This is a genomic window from Pseudomonas sp. CYM-20-01, assembly GCF_023169845.1.
In the GTDB taxonomy this organism is placed as follows: Bacteria; Pseudomonadota; Gammaproteobacteria; order Pseudomonadales; family Pseudomonadaceae; genus Aquipseudomonas; species Aquipseudomonas azotoformans.
Window position 1 is genome coordinate 265,397 of the sequence record NZ_AP025169.1, and the last position, 16,420, is coordinate 281,816.

Annotated in this window: 14 protein-coding genes; 12 read left to right on the top strand and 2 right to left on the bottom strand. The window is 60.7% G+C overall.

Annotated features, from left to right (window positions below):
* The first annotated feature begins 49 nt into the window (after nucleotides 1-49).
* Nucleotides 50-2,149: an oligopeptidase A gene (prlC, locus tag M2497_RS01195; RefSeq protein ID WP_248485549.1), complete on the top strand. Its 2,100-nt coding sequence runs from the start codon at nucleotides 50-52 to the stop codon at nucleotides 2,147-2,149.
* A complete protein-coding gene (locus M2497_RS01200; protein ID WP_020301415.1) occupies nucleotides 2,146-2,421 on the top strand; it encodes a YheV family putative zinc ribbon protein in 276 nt (91 codons plus the stop codon). The genes prlC and M2497_RS01200 overlap by 4 nt, the downstream gene beginning before the upstream one ends.
* 7 nt (nucleotides 2,422-2,428) lie before the next feature.
* Here M2497_RS01200 and M2497_RS01205 read toward each other — a convergent pair whose 3' ends face one another.
* Nucleotides 2,429-3,115, bottom strand: coding sequence for a dual specificity protein phosphatase family protein (locus M2497_RS01205; protein WP_248485550.1), 687 nt, complete (start codon nucleotides 3,113-3,115; stop codon nucleotides 2,429-2,431).
* 265 nt (nucleotides 3,116-3,380) lie between these two features.
* On the opposite strand from M2497_RS01205, the gene M2497_RS01210 reads away from it, so the two are divergent.
* The 6 genes from M2497_RS01210 (at nucleotide 3,381) to M2497_RS01235 (ending at nucleotide 10,957) form a co-directional block, all read left to right on the top strand.
* The gene (locus M2497_RS01210; RefSeq protein ID WP_248485551.1) at nucleotides 3,381-4,133 is read left to right on the top strand and encodes a gluconate 2-dehydrogenase subunit 3 family protein; all 753 of its coding nucleotides are present in this window, start codon (nucleotides 3,381-3,383) and stop codon (nucleotides 4,131-4,133) included.
* Nucleotides 4,134-4,135: 2 nt separating this feature from the next.
* A complete protein-coding gene (locus M2497_RS01215; protein ID WP_248488284.1) occupies nucleotides 4,136-5,920 on the top strand; it encodes a GMC family oxidoreductase in 1,785 nt (594 codons plus the stop codon).
* 12 nt (nucleotides 5,921-5,932) lie between these two features.
* On the top strand, nucleotides 5,933-7,231 hold the full coding sequence (locus M2497_RS01220; RefSeq protein ID WP_248485552.1) for a cytochrome c: 1,299 nt from the start codon (nucleotides 5,933-5,935) through the stop codon (nucleotides 7,229-7,231).
* Nucleotides 7,232-7,312: 81 nt separating this feature from the next.
* The gene (locus tag M2497_RS01225) at nucleotides 7,313-8,371 is read left to right on the top strand and encodes a PA0069 family radical SAM protein (RefSeq protein ID WP_248485553.1); all 1,059 of its coding nucleotides are present in this window, start codon (nucleotides 7,313-7,315) and stop codon (nucleotides 8,369-8,371) included.
* Between the two features lie 227 nt (nucleotides 8,372-8,598).
* Complete coding sequence (locus M2497_RS01230; protein ID WP_248485554.1) at nucleotides 8,599-9,330, top strand: carbonic anhydrase; 732 nt, start codon at nucleotides 8,599-8,601, stop codon at nucleotides 9,328-9,330.
* 85 nt (nucleotides 9,331-9,415) lie between these two features.
* Nucleotides 9,416-10,957, top strand: a complete 1,542-nt coding sequence (locus tag M2497_RS01235) for a SulP family inorganic anion transporter (RefSeq protein WP_248485555.1) — start codon at nucleotides 9,416-9,418, stop codon at nucleotides 10,955-10,957.
* A gap of 50 nt (nucleotides 10,958-11,007) precedes the next feature.
* On the opposite strand, the gene M2497_RS01240 is transcribed toward M2497_RS01235, so the two are convergent.
* A complete protein-coding gene (locus M2497_RS01240; protein ID WP_248485556.1) occupies nucleotides 11,008-11,655 on the bottom strand; it encodes a hypothetical protein in 648 nt (215 codons plus the stop codon).
* A gap of 367 nt (nucleotides 11,656-12,022) precedes the next feature.
* Between M2497_RS01240 and coxB the strand changes: the two genes are divergently transcribed.
* The 4 genes from coxB to M2497_RS01260 all read left to right on the top strand — a co-directional run bounded on the left by coxB (nucleotide 12,023) and on the right by M2497_RS01260 (nucleotide 16,417).
* Nucleotides 12,023-13,150 (top strand): cytochrome c oxidase subunit II, encoded by a 1,128-nt coding sequence (gene coxB / locus M2497_RS01245; RefSeq protein WP_058424414.1) that lies wholly within the window; start codon nucleotides 12,023-12,025, stop codon nucleotides 13,148-13,150.
* Nucleotides 13,151-13,208: 58 nt separating this feature from the next.
* Nucleotides 13,209-14,795, top strand: a complete 1,587-nt coding sequence (ctaD, locus tag M2497_RS01250) for a cytochrome c oxidase subunit I (RefSeq protein ID WP_016978771.1) — start codon at nucleotides 13,209-13,211, stop codon at nucleotides 14,793-14,795.
* A 147-nt stretch (nucleotides 14,796-14,942) separates the two neighbouring features.
* Nucleotides 14,943-15,494 carry a cytochrome c oxidase assembly protein gene (locus M2497_RS01255; protein WP_179030113.1) on the top strand — a complete coding sequence of 184 codons (552 nt, stop codon included), beginning with the start codon at nucleotides 14,943-14,945 and terminating at the stop codon, nucleotides 15,492-15,494.
* A gap of 35 nt (nucleotides 15,495-15,529) precedes the next feature.
* The gene (locus M2497_RS01260) at nucleotides 15,530-16,417 is read left to right on the top strand and encodes a cytochrome c oxidase subunit 3 (RefSeq protein ID WP_248485557.1); all 888 of its coding nucleotides are present in this window, start codon (nucleotides 15,530-15,532) and stop codon (nucleotides 16,415-16,417) included.
* Nucleotides 16,418-16,420: the final 3 nt, after the last annotated feature.

Here is a 16,420-nt window from a genome sequence, read left to right on the forward strand (position 1 = left end):
CCTCTCTCTCTTCTGCTGATAGCTGCGGTGGGCGTTGATTGTAATTAAGATGGCCCCATCTTTGTTCTTACATGTTTCTTCAGCCAAGGTGCCCACCGTGAGCGCGAACAACCCTCTTCTGCAGTCCTACGACCTGCCGCCGTTCTCGGCGATCCGTGCCGAGCACGTCCAGCCGGCCATCGAACAGATCCTCGCCGACAACCGCGTTGCCATCGAAGGCATCCTGCAAAGCCAGGGCAAAAATCCGACATGGGCCGGTCTGGTCCTGGCGATGGACGAACTGAATGACCGCCTGGGCGCCGCCTGGAGCCCGGTCAGCCACCTCAACGCCGTGTGCAACAGCGCTGAACTGCGTGAAGCCTACGAAAGCTGCCTGCCGGCATTGAGCGCGTACTCTACCGAGATGGGCCAGAACCGCGCACTGTTCCAGGCCTTTGAAGCCTTGGCCAATAGCCCGGAAGCCGCCGGTTTCGACGTGGCGCAAAAAACCATCCTGGAACACTCCCTGCGTGACTTCCGCCTGTCCGGCATCGATCTGCCGCCAGAGCAGCAAAAACGCTACGCCGAAGTGCAGAGCAAGCTGTCGGAGCTGGGCAGCAAGTTCTCCAACCAGTTGCTGGACGCGACCCAGGCCTGGACCAAACACGTCACCGATGAAGCCACCCTCGCGGGCCTGACCGACTCGGCCAAGGCGCAGATGGCCGCCGCCGCCCAGGCCAAAGGCCTCGACGGCTGGCTGATCACCCTGGAATTCCCTAGCTACTACGCCGTCATGACCTACGCCCAGGATCGCGCGCTGCGTGAAGAAGTCTACGCAGCCTACTGCACCCGTGCGTCGGACCAAGGCCCGAATGCCAGTCAGAACGATAACGGCGCGGTGATGGAACAGATCCTCGACTTGCGCCAAGAGCTGGCTCAGTTGCTGGGTTACGCGTCGTTCTCCGAACTGAGCCTGGCCACCAAGATGGCCGAGTCCAGCGACCAAGTGCTGAGCTTCCTGCGTGACCTGGCCAAGCGCAGCAAGCCGTTCGCCGCCCAGGACCTGCAACAGCTCAAGGCCTATGCTGCCGAACAAGGCTGCGCCGACCTGCAAAGCTGGGACAGCGGTTTCTACGGCGAAAAACTCCGCGAGCAGCGCTACAGCGTGTCCCAGGAAGCCCTGCGCGCCTACTTCCCGATCGACAAAGTGCTCGGCGGCCTGTTTGCCATCGTGCAGCGTCTGTACGGCATCGAGATCGCCGAGCAGAAAGGCTTCGACACCTGGCACCCGGATGTGCGCCTGTTCGAAATCAAGGAAAACGGCCAGCACGTCGGCCGCTTCTTCTTCGACCTGTACGCCCGCGCCAACAAGCGGGGCGGTGCCTGGATGGACGGCGCCCGCGACCGTCGCCGCACAGTCGACGGCGTGCTGCAAAGCCCGGTGGCCAACCTGGTGTGCAACTTCACCCCGGCCGACAGCGGCAAGCCTGCCCTGCTGACCCACGATGAAGTCACCACGCTGTTCCACGAATTCGGCCACGGCCTGCATCACCTGCTGACACGCGTTGAACACGCTGGCGTGTCCGGCATCAACGGCGTGGCCTGGGATGCGGTGGAGCTGCCGAGCCAGTTCATGGAGAACTGGTGCTGGGAGCCGGAAGGCCTGGCGCTGATCTCCGGTCACTATGAAACCGGCGAGCCGCTGCCCCAAGACCTGCTGGAAAAAATGCTCGCAGCGAAAAACTTCCAGTCCGGCCTGATGATGGTGCGCCAGCTGGAGTTCTCGCTGTTCGACTTTGAGCTGCACGCCACCCATGGAGATGGTCGCAGCGTGGCCAAGGTGCTCGAAGGCGTGCGTGATGAGGTGTCGGTGATGCGTCCGCCGGCCTACAACCGCTTCCCCAACAGCTTTGCGCACATCTTTGCCGGCGGTTATGCGGCGGGTTACTACAGCTACAAGTGGGCCGAAGTGCTCTCGGCGGATGCTTTCTCCAAGTTCGAAGAAGACGGCGTACTCAACGCCGAAACCGGTCGTGCTTTCCGCGAGGCGATCCTGGCGCGTGGTGGCTCCCAGGAGCCGATGGTGCTGTTCGTCGACTTCCGCGGACGTGCGCCGTCGATTGACGCACTCTTGCGCCACAGCGGCCTGAGTGAGGACGCGGCAGCATGAGTGAAGGGCCTGTGATTACCAAAAAGCAGTTTATCGCCGGGGCGGTCTGCCCGGCGTGCAGTGAGCCGGACAAACTGAAGATGTGGACCGAGGACAGCGTGCCGCACCGTGAGTGTGTGGCCTGCGGTTATACCGACACGCTGAATGATCAAGGGTTGTCGGTGCCCAAGGAATTGGGCACGCGGGTCAATACCACGGCGTTGAAAGCGCCGGCGGACCCGAAGGTGCAGGCGGTGCAGTTTTTCCCCAATCCCAAGCTGAAAAAGGACTGATACCCACTTAGGGTGTCAGCACCAATTCAGCGTCTTTCTTGGGTTCGACACGGCTGCTGCCGGCCGTGTTGAGCCAGCTTTTCATTGAGCACAGCGCGAATTCACTGGTGCTGCAGTCGCCATTTGCCAAGGCGGTGCGCAGCTTGTCGATATCAGCCTTCATCATGTAGCGAACCCCGTCCTTGAAGCCGTTGCTGGTGCCAAACCCGCCCAGGGTCATTTCGTTCAGCGCGTCTTCCTTGCTCCACCCCTGAATCACCACTCGATACATCGCGGCCATCAGGCCGGTGCGATCAGAGCCATGCTTGCAATGCATCAGCACCGGGCCGTTGGCTTCGGCGTCCTGGATGGCCCTGAGTGCCGCCAGTACGTCGGAATCGTCGACATGGTTAGTGCGATAAGTCAGCTGTACCCGTTTGATATCAGATGACTTCAACCAGGCGGCATCAGATTCCGGCAAAAAGTTGATCACTGTACCGATCTTGAGTTTTTCCAACTCAGGCACGGCGCTGCTATCGGGCAAAGCGCTGCGATAGAGCGTTGGCGTCATTTGGTGCAGGTTGAATTGGTTGCCCACTGGCTGGGCCCACTCGGGTGAGCGAATGGACGAAGTCTCATCGGCCTGGGCGTGAACGGCGCCGAGCAGTGCCATGAATGCCAGGCCGAGAGCAGGCAGCAATCGAGTGTTGGACATGCGCTTTGTGACCCAATAGGGAAATGGCTGATGGAGCGCAGATTCGCCCAGGGGGGGTCAACACCGTGTGAGGTGCTCGTCAAAGAAACGTGAATGGCCTCATCTGATCCGGTGTTTTTACCGCTCAAGCGATTCGTCCTGATGCTTAGGCTGCTATCATTTGTAACTATTGTTTGCCGGTGCCTGATATCCCACTGGCTTGCCACACATCACGCTGCTCCCAGAAGTGGCGGATAAACCCGTGACCACATGATGAGGTGCCACCATGTCTGATCAAGATCAAGACAACCCCCGGCGTGACTTTTTGCGCAAATCCTTGACCTTGATCCCGATGGTCACGGTTGCCAGCACCGGCCTTGGCGGCTCGATGCTGATGGCAACGCCTGAACCGGCGCAGGCCGCTCCCGCCAAGCCTGCGCCGAGTGAAAAGGCTTACGAGCCTACTTACTTCACGGCCGAGGAGTGGGCGTTTATAAACGCCGCCGTCGAGCGCTTGATCCCCGCCGATGAGCAAGGCCCGGGTGCCCTCGAAGCCGGTGCGCCGGAGTACATCGACCGTCAGATGAACACGCCGTACGCCAGTGGTGCCTTGTGGTTCATGCAAGGCCCGTTCAACGCGGATGCTGCTCCAGAGATGGGCTGGCAGTCCAAACTGGTACCCAAGGACATCTATCGCCTGGGCATTGCCGCGACGGATGCCTGGTCGAAAGCCTTCAACGGTAAAACTTTTGCTGCGCAAGACAGCGCTACCCGAGACGACATGTTGCGTCGTCTGGAGGCTGGCGGAAGTGAAGTGACGGCGCATTTTGACGCGGTGCCGCCGAAGATGTTCTTCAACCTGTTGCTGCAAAACACCAAGGAAGGGTTCTTTTGCGACCCCATCCACGGTGGTAACAAAGGCATGGTCGGCTGGACCATGATCGGCTTCCCCGGCGCTCGCGCCGATTTCATGGACTGGGTTGAACGCAACGAGCAATACCCCTTCCCGGCAGTTTCCATCCGTGGCGAGAGGGCTTGAACGTGGCGACCATCATGAAGAAAGTGGATGCGGTGATCGTCGGCTTCGGCTGGACCGGCGCGATCATGGCCAAGGAACTGACCGAAGCAGGCCTCAACGTGGTTGCGCTGGAGCGTGGCCCGATGCAGGACACCTACCCGGACGGCAACTATCCCCAGGTCATCGACGAACTGACCTACAGCGTGCGTAAAAAACTCTTCCAGGATATTTCCAAAGAGACCGTGACCATTCGCCATAGCGTGAAGGACGTCGCCTTGCCCAACCGTCAGTTGGGCGCGTTCTTGCCGGGCAACGGCGTGGGCGGTGCGGGCCTGCATTGGTCGGGCGTGCATTTCCGTGTCGACCCGATCGAGCTGCGTATGCGCAGCCACTATGAGGAGCGCTACGGCAAACACTTCATCCCCAAGGACATGACCATCCAGGACTTCGGCGTAAGCTATGAAGAGCTGGAGCCGTTTTTCGACTACGCGGAAAAAGTCTTCGGCACCTCCGGTCAGGCCTGGACCGTGAATGGTCGGTTGGTAGGCGAAGGCCGTGGCGGCAACCCGTATGCACCGGACCGTTCCAATCCGTTTCCGTTGGAAGCGCAGAAGAATACCGTCTCCGCACAACTGTTTCAGAAAGCGGCTGCCGAGGTGGGTTACAAACCCTACAACCTGCCGTCCGCCAATACCTCGGGGCCGTATACCAATCCTTACGGTGCGCAGATGGGGCCGTGCAACTTCTGCGGTTTCTGTAGCGGCTATGTCTGCTACATGTATTCCAAGGCCTCGCCGAACGTGAACATCCTGCCGGCGCTGCGCCAGGTACCGAACTTTGAGCTGCGGCCCAATTCCCACGTGCTCAAGGTCAATCTCGACAGCACCAAGAGCAAGGCCACTGGCGTGACTTACATCGACGCCCAGGGCCGGGAATGTGAGCAGCCGGCGGACCTGGTGATCCTTGGCGCGTTCCAGTTCCACAACGTGCGTTTGATGCTGTTGTCGGGTATCGGCAAGCCCTATGACCCGATAACCAATGAGGGCGTGGTGGGCAGGAACTTCGCCTACCAGAACATGGCCACCATCAAGGCCTTCTTCGACAAAGATACCCATACCAACAACTTCATCGGTGCAGGCGGCAATGGCGTGGCCATCGATGACTTCAACGCCGACAACTTCGACCACGGCCCCCATGGCTTCGTGGGCGGTTCGCCGATGTGGGTCAACCAGGCTGGCAGCCGGCCGATTGCCGGCACGTCTAACCCTCCGGGCACTCCGGCCTGGGGTAGCGCGTGGAAGCGCGCCACGGCCGATTACTACACCCACCAGGTGTCGATGGATGCCCACGGCGCCCATCAATCCTACCGGGGCAACTATCTGGATCTGGACCCGGTGTACCGCGATGCCTACGGCCTGCCGCTGCTGCGGATGACGTTCGACTGGCAGGAAAACGACATCAAGATGAACCGCTTCATGGTCGAGAAAATGAGCAAGGTCGCCGAGGCGATGAACCCCAAGGCGATTGCCCTGCTCGGCAAAAAGGTCGGTGAGCATTTCAACACGGCGTCCTACCAGACCACCCACCTCAACGGCGGCGCGATCATGGGCACCGATCCGAAAACCAGTGCGTTGAACCGCTATTTGCAGTGCTGGGATGTGCACAACGTGTTTGTCCCTGGCGCGTCCGCTTTCCCACAAGGTTTGGGCTACAACCCTACCGGTCTGGTGGCGGCGCTGACCTATTGGTCGGCGCGGGCCATTCGCGAGCAGTACCTGAAAAAACCCGGCCCACTGGTTCAGGCATAAGGAGCGATGACCATGAAAGCACTTGTTATCGCCACCTTCGCGCTTTTCAGCAGCTGCTCTGTCAGTGCGGCTGAAAGCGATTTGATCAAGCAGGGTGAATACCTGGCCCGCGCCGGTGACTGCGTGGCCTGCCACACCGCCAAAGGCGGCAAACCCTTCGCCGGCGGCCTGCCAATGGAAACGCCGATTGGCGTGATCTATTCCACCAACATCACCCCGGACAAGACCGGCCTGGGCGACTACAGCTTCGAGGACTTCGACAAGGCCGTGCGCCATGGCGTCGCCAAGAGCGGTAGTACGCTTTACCCGGCAATGCCCTACCCGTCTTACGCGCGCGTCAGCGACAGCGACATGCAGGCGTTGTATGCGTATTTCATGAAGGGGGTCGAGCCGGTTGCTCAGCAGAACAAGGACAGCGATATTCCGTGGCCCTTGAGCATGCGTTGGCCGCTAGCGGCGTGGCGTTGGATGTTTGCGCCGGCGGTCGAAGCGCATCAGGCGCAAGCCGCCGCGGACCCGGTGGTGAGCCGCGGTGCCTACCTGGTGGAAGGTCTCGGTCATTGCGGCGCGTGCCATACGCCACGGGCCCTGACCATGCAGGAAAAAGCCTTGAGTGCCACCGACGGCAACGCTTTCCTGTCCGGCAGCGCGCCACTGGAGGGCTGGATCGCCAAAAGCCTGCGCGGTGACCACAAGGATGGCCTCGGCAGTTGGAGTGAGGAACAGTTGGTGCAATTCCTCAAGACCGGCCGCAGTGATCGCAGTGCGGTGTTTGGTGGCATGAGCGACGTTGTCGTCCACAGCATGCAGTACATGTCGGAGGATGATCTGACGGCTATCGCCCGTTACCTCAAGAGCTTGCCGGCGGTGGACCCCAAGGACCAGCCGCATCAGTACGACAAGCAGGTGGCCGAGGCGCTGTGGAAAGGCGATGACCGCAAGCCGGGCGCGTCGGTCTATATCGACAACTGCGCGGCCTGCCACCGTACCGACGGGCATGGCTATACGCGGGTGTTCCCGGCGCTGGCGGGTAATCCGGTGGTGCAGACGGCGGATGCCACGTCGTTGATCAACATCGTGTTGAACGGCGGCACCTTGCCGGCTACCCACGCGGCGCCCTCGACCTTCACCATGCCGGCGTTCGCCTGGCGTCTGTCGGATCAGGAAGTGGCGGATGTGGTCAGTTTCATTCGGGGCAGTTGGGGCAATAAAGGTGCGCCGGTGAAAGCCAACGAAGTGGCGGACCTGCGCAAGAACGATATGCGCACTACCTCGGGCGATGACCTGGGCCAGGTCACGCAACGGCACTGATCGCTGGCTGACCGCCAAACGGCACTGGTCAGAAGCCCTGCGCATCGATACTGTATATAAAAACAGTATCGAGGCGTTTTCATGTCTACTCCGCTGCCGCCCCGAGGCCGGGGCACGGCCACCAACCTGCACAACCGCTTCGCACCGACTGTCAGCGTGGTGGAGGATGACGGCTGGTTCCAGGAAGTGCCGCCGACCCAGGGCACTGAAGTGCGCATCGAAACGGCCAAGACCATCATCACCCGCAACAACTCGCCGGACTTGCCGTTCGATCGTTCGATCAACCCCTACCGTGGCTGTGAGCACGGCTGTATCTACTGCTACGCGCGGCCGAGCCATGCCTATTGGGACATGTCGCCGGGGCTGGATTTCGAAACCAAACTGATCGCCAAGACCAACGCTGCCGATGTGCTGGAACAGCAGCTGTCGAAACCGGGTTACGTGTGCGCGCCGATCAACCTTGGGTCCAACACCGACCCGTACCAACCGATCGAGCGCGAATACAAGATCACCCGGCAAACCCTGCAAGTGCTGCTGCGCTATCGCCACCCGGTGACCATCATCACCAAGGGGTCGCTGATTTTACGCGATCTGGACCTGCTCACCGAGTTGGCGCGCCAGCGACTGGTGGCCGTGATGATCAGCCTCACCAGCCTGGACGACGAACTCAAGCGCATCCTGGAGCCACGCACGGCAGCGCCCAAGGCACGCCTGCGAGCGATCCGGGTGATGCGTGAGGCGGGGATCCCGGTGGGTGTGCTGTGCTCGCCGATGATCCCGATGATCAACGACAGTGAGTTGGAAAGCCTGTTGGCCGAAGCTCACGCAGCGGGCGCGCAAAGTGCGGCGTACATGATGCTGCGCCTGCCGCTGGAGGTGGCGCCGTTGTTCGAGGAGTGGCTGGCGGCGCATTACCCGCAGCGTGCGGCCCATGTGATGAGCCTGGTGCGCCAGGTGCGTGGCGGCGAGGTGTATGACAGCCGCTTCGGCGTGCGCATGCGTGGCGAAGGGCCGTTTGCCGATTTGCTGGCGCAGCGCTTCAGCAAGGCCATCAAGCGGCTGGGGCTCAACCGCCGGGAAGGGTTTAACCTGGATTGCACGGCGTTCTGTCCTCCGGGCAGACAGATGGCATTGTTGTAGACTGACAAGGAGGAATGCATCGTTCCTGTAGGAATAGTCGCGTTTTGACATCACTGAAACCCTCGATCTAGAGCGGTTCATTCAGTTTGAGTTAAGTTTCGACGGTTACCTTGTTCAGCGAGTGACTGATGAGTCGGCACTCTGGCCCCTGGCGTTTTACAACTAATCCACTGGCCAAGCGTCCAACTGACCTGAACACTCCCCTGCATTAATCAAGAGGATGAATCATGAGTGACAAGGATAAACAGCCGTTGGCTGCGTCGGCTTCTGCCCCTCAGGTGGCTGAAACCGCCGATGCAGCGCTAAAGCACATTGTTGACGGCTTTTTGCATTTCCATCACGACGTCTTCCCCCAGCAGGAAGAACTCTTCAAGAAACTCGCCACGGCCCAGAGCCCACGGGCGATGTTCATTACCTGCGCCGACTCGCGCATCGTGCCCGAGCTGATCACCCAAAGTTCTCCGGGCGATCTGTTCGTGACCCGTAACGTCGGCAACGTCGTACCGCCTTACGGCCAGATGAACGGCGGTGTTTCCACGGCTATCGAGTACGCGGTACTCGCCCTGGGCGTGCAGCACATCATCGTCTGCGGGCACTCCGATTGCGGCGCCATGCGCGCGGTGCTCAACCCCGACAGCCTGGAAAAGATGCCGACGGTCAAGGCCTGGCTGCGGCACGCCGAGGTCGCCAAGACCATGGTCCATGACAACTGCGACTGCGCCAATGAAGGCGAGAGCATGAAGGTGCTCACCGAAGAAAACGTCATCGCCCAACTGCAACATTTGCGTACCCACCCCTCCGTGGCTTCGCGCATGGCCAATGGTCATTTGTTTATCCACGGTTGGATCTACAACATCGAGACCAGCGAAATCAGCGCCTACGATGCCGATCAGTCGACGTTCCGACCGTTGAGCGGCGACGGACCGATCCCTTGCGCGACGCCTAAAGCGCGCTTCTAAAACACTTCCCTGCCGGGTAAAGCGGTGGCTGCCATGGACGCAGCCAGGCTTTACCGCGCCCGGCGAATGCCTCGGGAGAGCCATCATGCGTGCTGCTCAATTGAAAGCTGTATTGCCAAGGGAGCTGCTCGCTTCCGTGGTTGTGTTTCTGGTCGCCCTGCCCTTGTGCATGGGGATTGCGATCGCCTCCGGCATGCCACCGGCCAAAGGCCTGATTACCGGGATTATCGGTGGCCTGGTGGTGGGCTGGCTGGCGGGCTCGCCGTTGCAGGTCAGCGGCCCCGCGGCAGGGCTGGCGGTGCTGGTGTTCGAGTTGGTGCGCCAGCATGGCATGCTGATGCTCGGACCGATCCTGCTGCTGGCGGGATTCCTGCAGCTGGTTGCCGGGCGTTTGCGCCTGGGCTGCTGGTTTCGCGTCACGGCACCGGCGGTGGTGTACGGCATGCTGGCGGGGATTGGCGTGCTGATTGTGCTGTCGCAGATTCATGTGATGCTCGACAGCGCGCCCAAGCCTTCCGGGTTGGATAACCTGGCAGGCTTCCCGGCGGCACTGGCCGACGCAATCCCGACCCTGGGCGGTGGCCTCGGCTGGCAGGCAGGGTTACTCGGTTTGTCGACGATGCTGGTGATGTACGCCTGGGACAAATTGCGCCCGCAGAAGCTGCGCTTTGTGCCTGGCGCTTTGCTGGGCGTGGGCCTGACCACGGTGGTCAGCCTGGTGCTGGCGTTGCAGGTCAAGCGTGTCGAAGTCCCGGAAAACCTCGCCGATGCTATCGACTGGCTACGCCCCAGCGACCTGTTGAACCTCGCCGATCCCCAGCTGTTGATCGCGGCATTTGCCGTGGCGTTTATCGCGAGCGCTGAAACGCTGCTGTCTGCCGCGGCGGTCGACCGCATGCACAGCGGTCAGCGTTCGGATTTCGACAAGGAATTGTCTGCTCAAGGTGTCGGCAACATGCTCTGCGGCCTGGTCGGCGCCCTGCCGATGACCGGCGTGATTGTACGCAGCTCGGCCAACGTGCAGGCCGGCGCTACCACGCGCTTGTCGGCGATGTTCCATGGCCTGTGGCTGCTGGCGTTCGTGCTGTTGCTGTCGAGCGTGCTGCAAAGCATCCCGGTGGCGAGCCTGGCGGGAGTGCTGGTGTACACCGGTATCAAGCTGGTGGACATCAAGGCGTTCAAGGCACTGGGACGTTATGGGCGGATGCCGATGTTTACCTACGCGGCCACAGCGCTGGCAATCATCTTTACCGACCTGCTGACCGGCGTATTGGTGGGCTTCGGGTTGACGTTGGTCAAGCTGGCGTTCAAGGCTTCACGGCTCAAGGTCAGCCTGATCGACTTGCCTCAGGACGGTGAGATGGAGCTGCGCCTGACGGGTGCGGCGACCTTTCTGAAAGTGCCTGCGTTGACTCAAGTGTTGTCGACGGTGCCTGCCGGGACGACCGTGCATGTTCCGCTGAGCAACCTGAGTTACATCGACCATTCCTGCCTGGAGTTGCTGGAGGAATGGGGGCGGGCCAATGCGGCCAAGGGCTCGAAGCTGGTGATCGAGGCGCGCGGGTTGAAGCGTCGGCTGGAAGGCCGGGTGAGGACGACGACAGGGATTGGCTCGGCGCCAGCCTGAACGGCAGACAACCCCTTTAGGAGCCGGCAAGCCAGCTCCTAAAGGCGGGATCAGGCCGGCTGATCCAATGCCAACTCAACCCCCAGCTGTCGCGACAGGCACGGCCAGCGCTTCCACGCGGCTTCCGTGTCAGGGCTCTTCAACTGCTCGCGATAAGCCTCCACGGACTCCAGCGCAAAGCTGTCTTCGTTGAGCATTTCATCCACTGCGTGGTGCACCGCTTCATCCAGCTGGTTGGCGAAGGCTTCGCCGATCAGCTGATGGGCAATGACATTGGCCACTGTGGTATCGGCCGGAATCAACGGCTGGCCAAAGTGCTTGATATACAGATCGTTGACCTCTTCGACCAGGCGATGAGCCAGGTAGGCCTCATCCAGCAGGCCATCGAGACCTTCATGGCCGGCCAGGATGGCGGGCGGTTGCAGGAAGAAATGCTCGGCGATCTTCAGTACCGGCTTGATCTGGCTTTCGATACCGGCCTCGCGGGCCACGTCGTTGGCGGCGTCCAGCAAGTCCGGGACTAGGTCGATGTAGGCGGTGACAAAGCGTGTCATGACAATGTTGCGATCACCGTCAGCCAGAGATATGGCCGAATGCAGGTGCGGCAATTGTTTTTCCAGTTGCAGGGCAAGCTGGCCAGTGCTGGCTTCGTGTTGATGGGCACGGGAAATCTGCTCGCGCAATGCGGCGGTGTTCATGAAAGCTCCAGTGATGCAGGCGTAGGAAAAGGGAGAAGATAAGGTAGCTCGTTTATACGAGCGCCTCAGACGCATTTGTCATAATTATTTCATGGTTATGCGCCTGCGTTATATCGAATTGCCATCGTTCGTCGGATAAACGATTCCGTGCCCGGTTTTATTGGCTCCAGCCAGTCATTTCTACTCATTTGCCCCTACACATTGCGGGGTTGCAGAGCCTGTCTATACTCGGATTTGTACGCGATTAGCTGATGACGCCAGACTGCATAAGCAGGCAAGGCCAGGCGGTTGTAAGCAGTATGGAAGCCGCTCCCTTCGACGCAGGTGCAAACCGGCGGGATAACAAGAACGATAAGGGGAACCCGCAATGATGCGACATCCACATGTTTGGATGGGCCTCCTGTTGTGGTCGGTATTCGGCCAGGCACATGCCGCCTGGACAACGAATATGGCGCCAGGGGCGACAGAAGTCAGTCACGCTGTGTTCGACCTGCACATGACCATTTTCTGGATCTGTGTGGTGATTGGCATCATCGTGTTTGGCGCAATGTTCTGGTCGATGATCGTTCATCGCCGGTCCACGGGCCAGGTGGCGGCCAAGTTCCACGAGAGCACCACGGTGGAAATCCTCTGGACCGTCGTACCCTTGCTGATCCTGATCGCGATGGCCATTCCGGCGACCAAGACCCTGATCAATATCTACGACAGCAGTGAGTCGGATATCGACATCCAGGTCACCGGCTACCAGTGGAAGTGGCATTACAAATACCTGGGCCAGGATGTGGAGTTCTTCAGCAACCTGGCCACGCCCGCCGAACAGATCCACAACCAGGCGACCAAGGGCGAACATTACCTGCTGGAAGTCGACCAGCCGCTGGTGCTGCCAGTGGGCGCCAAGGTGCGCTTCCTGGTGACGGCCGCCGACGTGATCCACTCCTGGTGGGTGCCGGCGTTTGCGGTCAAGCGCGACGCCATCCCTGGCTTCGTCAACGAGGCCTGGACCCGTGTCGAGAAGCCTGGCATCTACCGTGGCCAGTGCGCCGAACTGTGCGGCAAGGACCACGGCTTCATGCCTATCGTGGTCGAGGTCAAGTCCAAGGCCGACTACGACACCTGGCTCGGCGAGCGCAAGGCAGAGGCCGCCAAGCTCAAGGAACTGACCTCCAAAGAGTGGACCCTGGAAGAGTTGGTGGCCCGTGGCGACAAGGTCTACCACACCACCTGCGTGGCCTGTCACCAGGCCGAAGGCCAGGGCCTGCCGCCGATGTTCCCGGCGCTCAAGGGTTCGAAGATCGCCACCGGTCCTGCCGCCGATCACCTGAGCCTCGTGTACCACGGCAAGCCCGGCACCGCGATGGCGGCATTCGGCAAGCAGCTCTCGGAAGTGGACATCGCCGCCGTGGTGACCTATGAGCGCAACGCCTGGGGCAACAACAAAGGCGACATGGTCACGCCTAAAGACGTGCTGGCCATCAAGCAGGCGGAAAGCAAATGACCTCTCCCATGGCATTGACCTCGACCCGCCCCGCCCACTCGCTTGCAGGAGAACGGCCATGAGCGCTGTGATCGACGACCATGGTCACGCCGACCATGCCCACGGCCCCGCCAAGGGGCTGATGCGCTGGGTGCTGACCACCAACCACAAAGACATCGGCACCATGTACCTGTGGTTCGCCTTTGCCATGTTCTTGCTCGGCGGCTCGTTCGCCATGGTGATCCGTGCCGAGTTGTTCCAGCCCGGCCTGCAGATCGTGCAGCCGGCGTTCTTCAACCAGATGACCACCATGCACGGGCTGATCATGGTGTTCGGCGCAGTGATGCCGGCGTTTGTCGGCCTGGCCAACTGGATGATCCCGTTGATGATCGGCGCGCCTGACATGGCCCTGCCGCGCATGAACAACTTCAGTTTCTGGCTGTTGCCGGCGGCCTTCCTGCTGCTGGTCTCGACGCTGTTCACGCCAGGCGGCGGTCCTAACTTCGGTTGGACCTTCTATGCGCCGCTCTCCACCACCTACGCGCCGGAAAGCGTGACGTTCTTTATCTTCGCCATCCACCTGATGGGCATCAGCTCGATCATGGGCGCGATCAACGTGGTTGCCACCATCCTCAACCTGCGTGCGCCAGGCATGACCTTGATGAAAATGCCGCTGTTCGTGTGGACCTGGCTGATCACCGCGTTCCTGCTGATCGCGGTCATGCCGGTGCTGGCCGGTTGCGTGACCATGATGCTGATGGACATCCACTTCGGCACCAGCTTCTTCAGCGCGGCCGGCGGTGGTGACCCGGTGCTGTTCCAGCACGTGTTCTGGTTCTTCGGCCACCCCGAGGTGTACATCATGATCCTGCCGGCCTTCGGCGCCGTCAGTTCGATCATCCCGACCTTTTCGCGCAAGCCATTGTTCGGCTACACCTCGATGGTCTACGCCACGGCGAGCATTGCGTTCCTGTCGTTCATCGTGTGGGCGCACCACATGTTCGTGGTGGGCATCCCGTTGGTGGGCGAGCTGTTCTTCATGTACGCCACCCTGCTGATTGCCGTGCCCACCGGGGTGAAGGTGTTCAACTGGGTCAGCACCATGTGGCAAGGCTCGCTGACCTTCGAGACGCCGATGCTGTTTGCCGTGGCCTTCGTGATCCTGTTCACCATCGGCGGTTTCTCCGGGCTGATGCTGGCGATTGCCCCGGCGGACTTCCAGTACCACGACACCTATTTCGTGGTGGCGCACTTCCATTACGTACTGGTGCCCGGTGCGATCTTCGGCATCTTCGCCTCGGCCTACTACTGGCTGCCGAAATGGACCGGCCACATGTACGACGAAACCCTGGGCAAGCTGCACTTCTGGCTGTCTTTCGTGGGCATGAACATGGCGTTTTTCCCGATGCACTTCGTCGGGCTGGCGGGCATGCCGCGGCGGGTGCCGGACTACAACCTGCAGTTCGCTGACTTCAACATGGTCTCGTCGATCGGGGCTTTCATGTTCGGCGCCACGCAGATCTTCTTCCTGTTTATCGTGATCAAGTGCATCCGTGGCGGCCCGCCGGCGCCGGCCAAGCCCTGGGATGGCGCTGAAGGCCTGGAGTGGAGTATCCCTTCGCCGGCGCCGTACCACACCTTCACCACGCCGCCGGAGGTCAAATGAACACGCCTTGGCACTGCGTACACGGCCAATGTGGGAGGGGGCTTGCCCCCGATGGCGGTGTGTCAGCCGACATCATGATTGGCTGTAAAACAGCTATCGGGGGCAAGCCCCCTCCCACAATGGCCTCATTCACATTGGGTGGGCGTCATGGCTGAATCCTTGCCGATCAAGCGCCTGGTCACGCGCCTGCTGATCCTGGTGGTGGCGATGTTCGCCTTCGGCTTTGCGCTGGTGCCGATCTACGACGTGATGTGCAAGGCGTTCGGCATCAACGGCAAGACCGCCGGGCAGTATGAGGGCGAGCAGGTTGTCGACCCGACGCGCCAGGTGCGCGTGCAGTTCCTGTCCACCAACGCCATCGACATGGTCTGGGATTTCTATGCCAAGGCGGACGAAGTGGTGGTCAACCCGGGTGCGGTAACCGAGATGCTCTTCGTGGCCCACAACCCCACCGACAAGCCGATGACGGCCCAGGCCGTACCGAGCATTTCCCCGGCCGAAGCGGCGATGTATTTCCACAAGACCGAATGCTTTTGCTTCACCCAGCAAGTGCTGCAGCCGGGCCAGCGCATCGAGATGCCGGTGCGCTTCATCGTCGACCGCGACATGCCCAAGGATGTGAAGCATCTGACCCTGGCGTACACGCTGTTCGATATCACTGCGCGCCAACCGCCCGTGGCTGTGCACAGCGGCGGCTAGCTACTGTTTGCCCCCTCAATCAGGAGAGCGAATACATGTCGACTCATGATACGTACTACGTACCGGCGCAAAGCAAATGGCCGATAATTGCCACGATTGGCCTGCTGGTCACCGTGTATGGACTGGCTGTGTGGTTCAACGACTTGAAGGCGGCACGCCCGGAATCCCACGGCCCGTGGATCTTTTTCGTCGGCGGGCTGCTGCTGGCCTACATGCTGTTCGGCTGGTTTGGTGCGGTGATCAAGGAAAGCCGCGCCGGTTTGTACAGTTCGCAGATGGACCGCTCGTTCCGCTGGGGCATGACCTGGTTCATCTTTTCCGAAGTGATGTTCTTTATCGCCTTCTTCGGTGCGCTGTTTTATGTGCGGCACATGTCCGGCCCGTGGTTGGGCGGTGAGGGTCACAAGGGCATTGCGCATATGCTGTGGCCGAACTTCGAATTCACCTGGCCGCTGCTCAACAACCCTGACCCCAAAATGTATCCCGCGCCTGAAGGCACCATCAGCCCTTGGGGTCTGCCGCTGGTCAATACCATCCTGCTGGTGAGTTCCAGCGTGACCATCACTATCGCTCACCATGCCCTGCGCAAAGGCCATCGCGGCGCGCTGAAAATCTGGTTGGCGATCACCGTCCTGCTGGGTATGGCGTTCCTGGGCTTCCAGGCCGAGGAATACATCCACGCGTACAAAGAGTTGGGGCTGACGCTCGGCTCCGGCGTCTATGGCGCGACCTTCTTTATGCTCACCGGCTTCCACGGCGCCCACGTGACTATTGGCACCCTCATTCTGTTCGTGATGCTGATGCGCATCCTCAAGGGGCATTTCAATGCCGAGCACCAGTTCGGCTTCGAGGCGGCCAGTTGGTATTGGCACTTTGTGGACGTGGTGTGGATCGGGCTGTTTTTCTTCGTCTACGTGTTGTGAGAC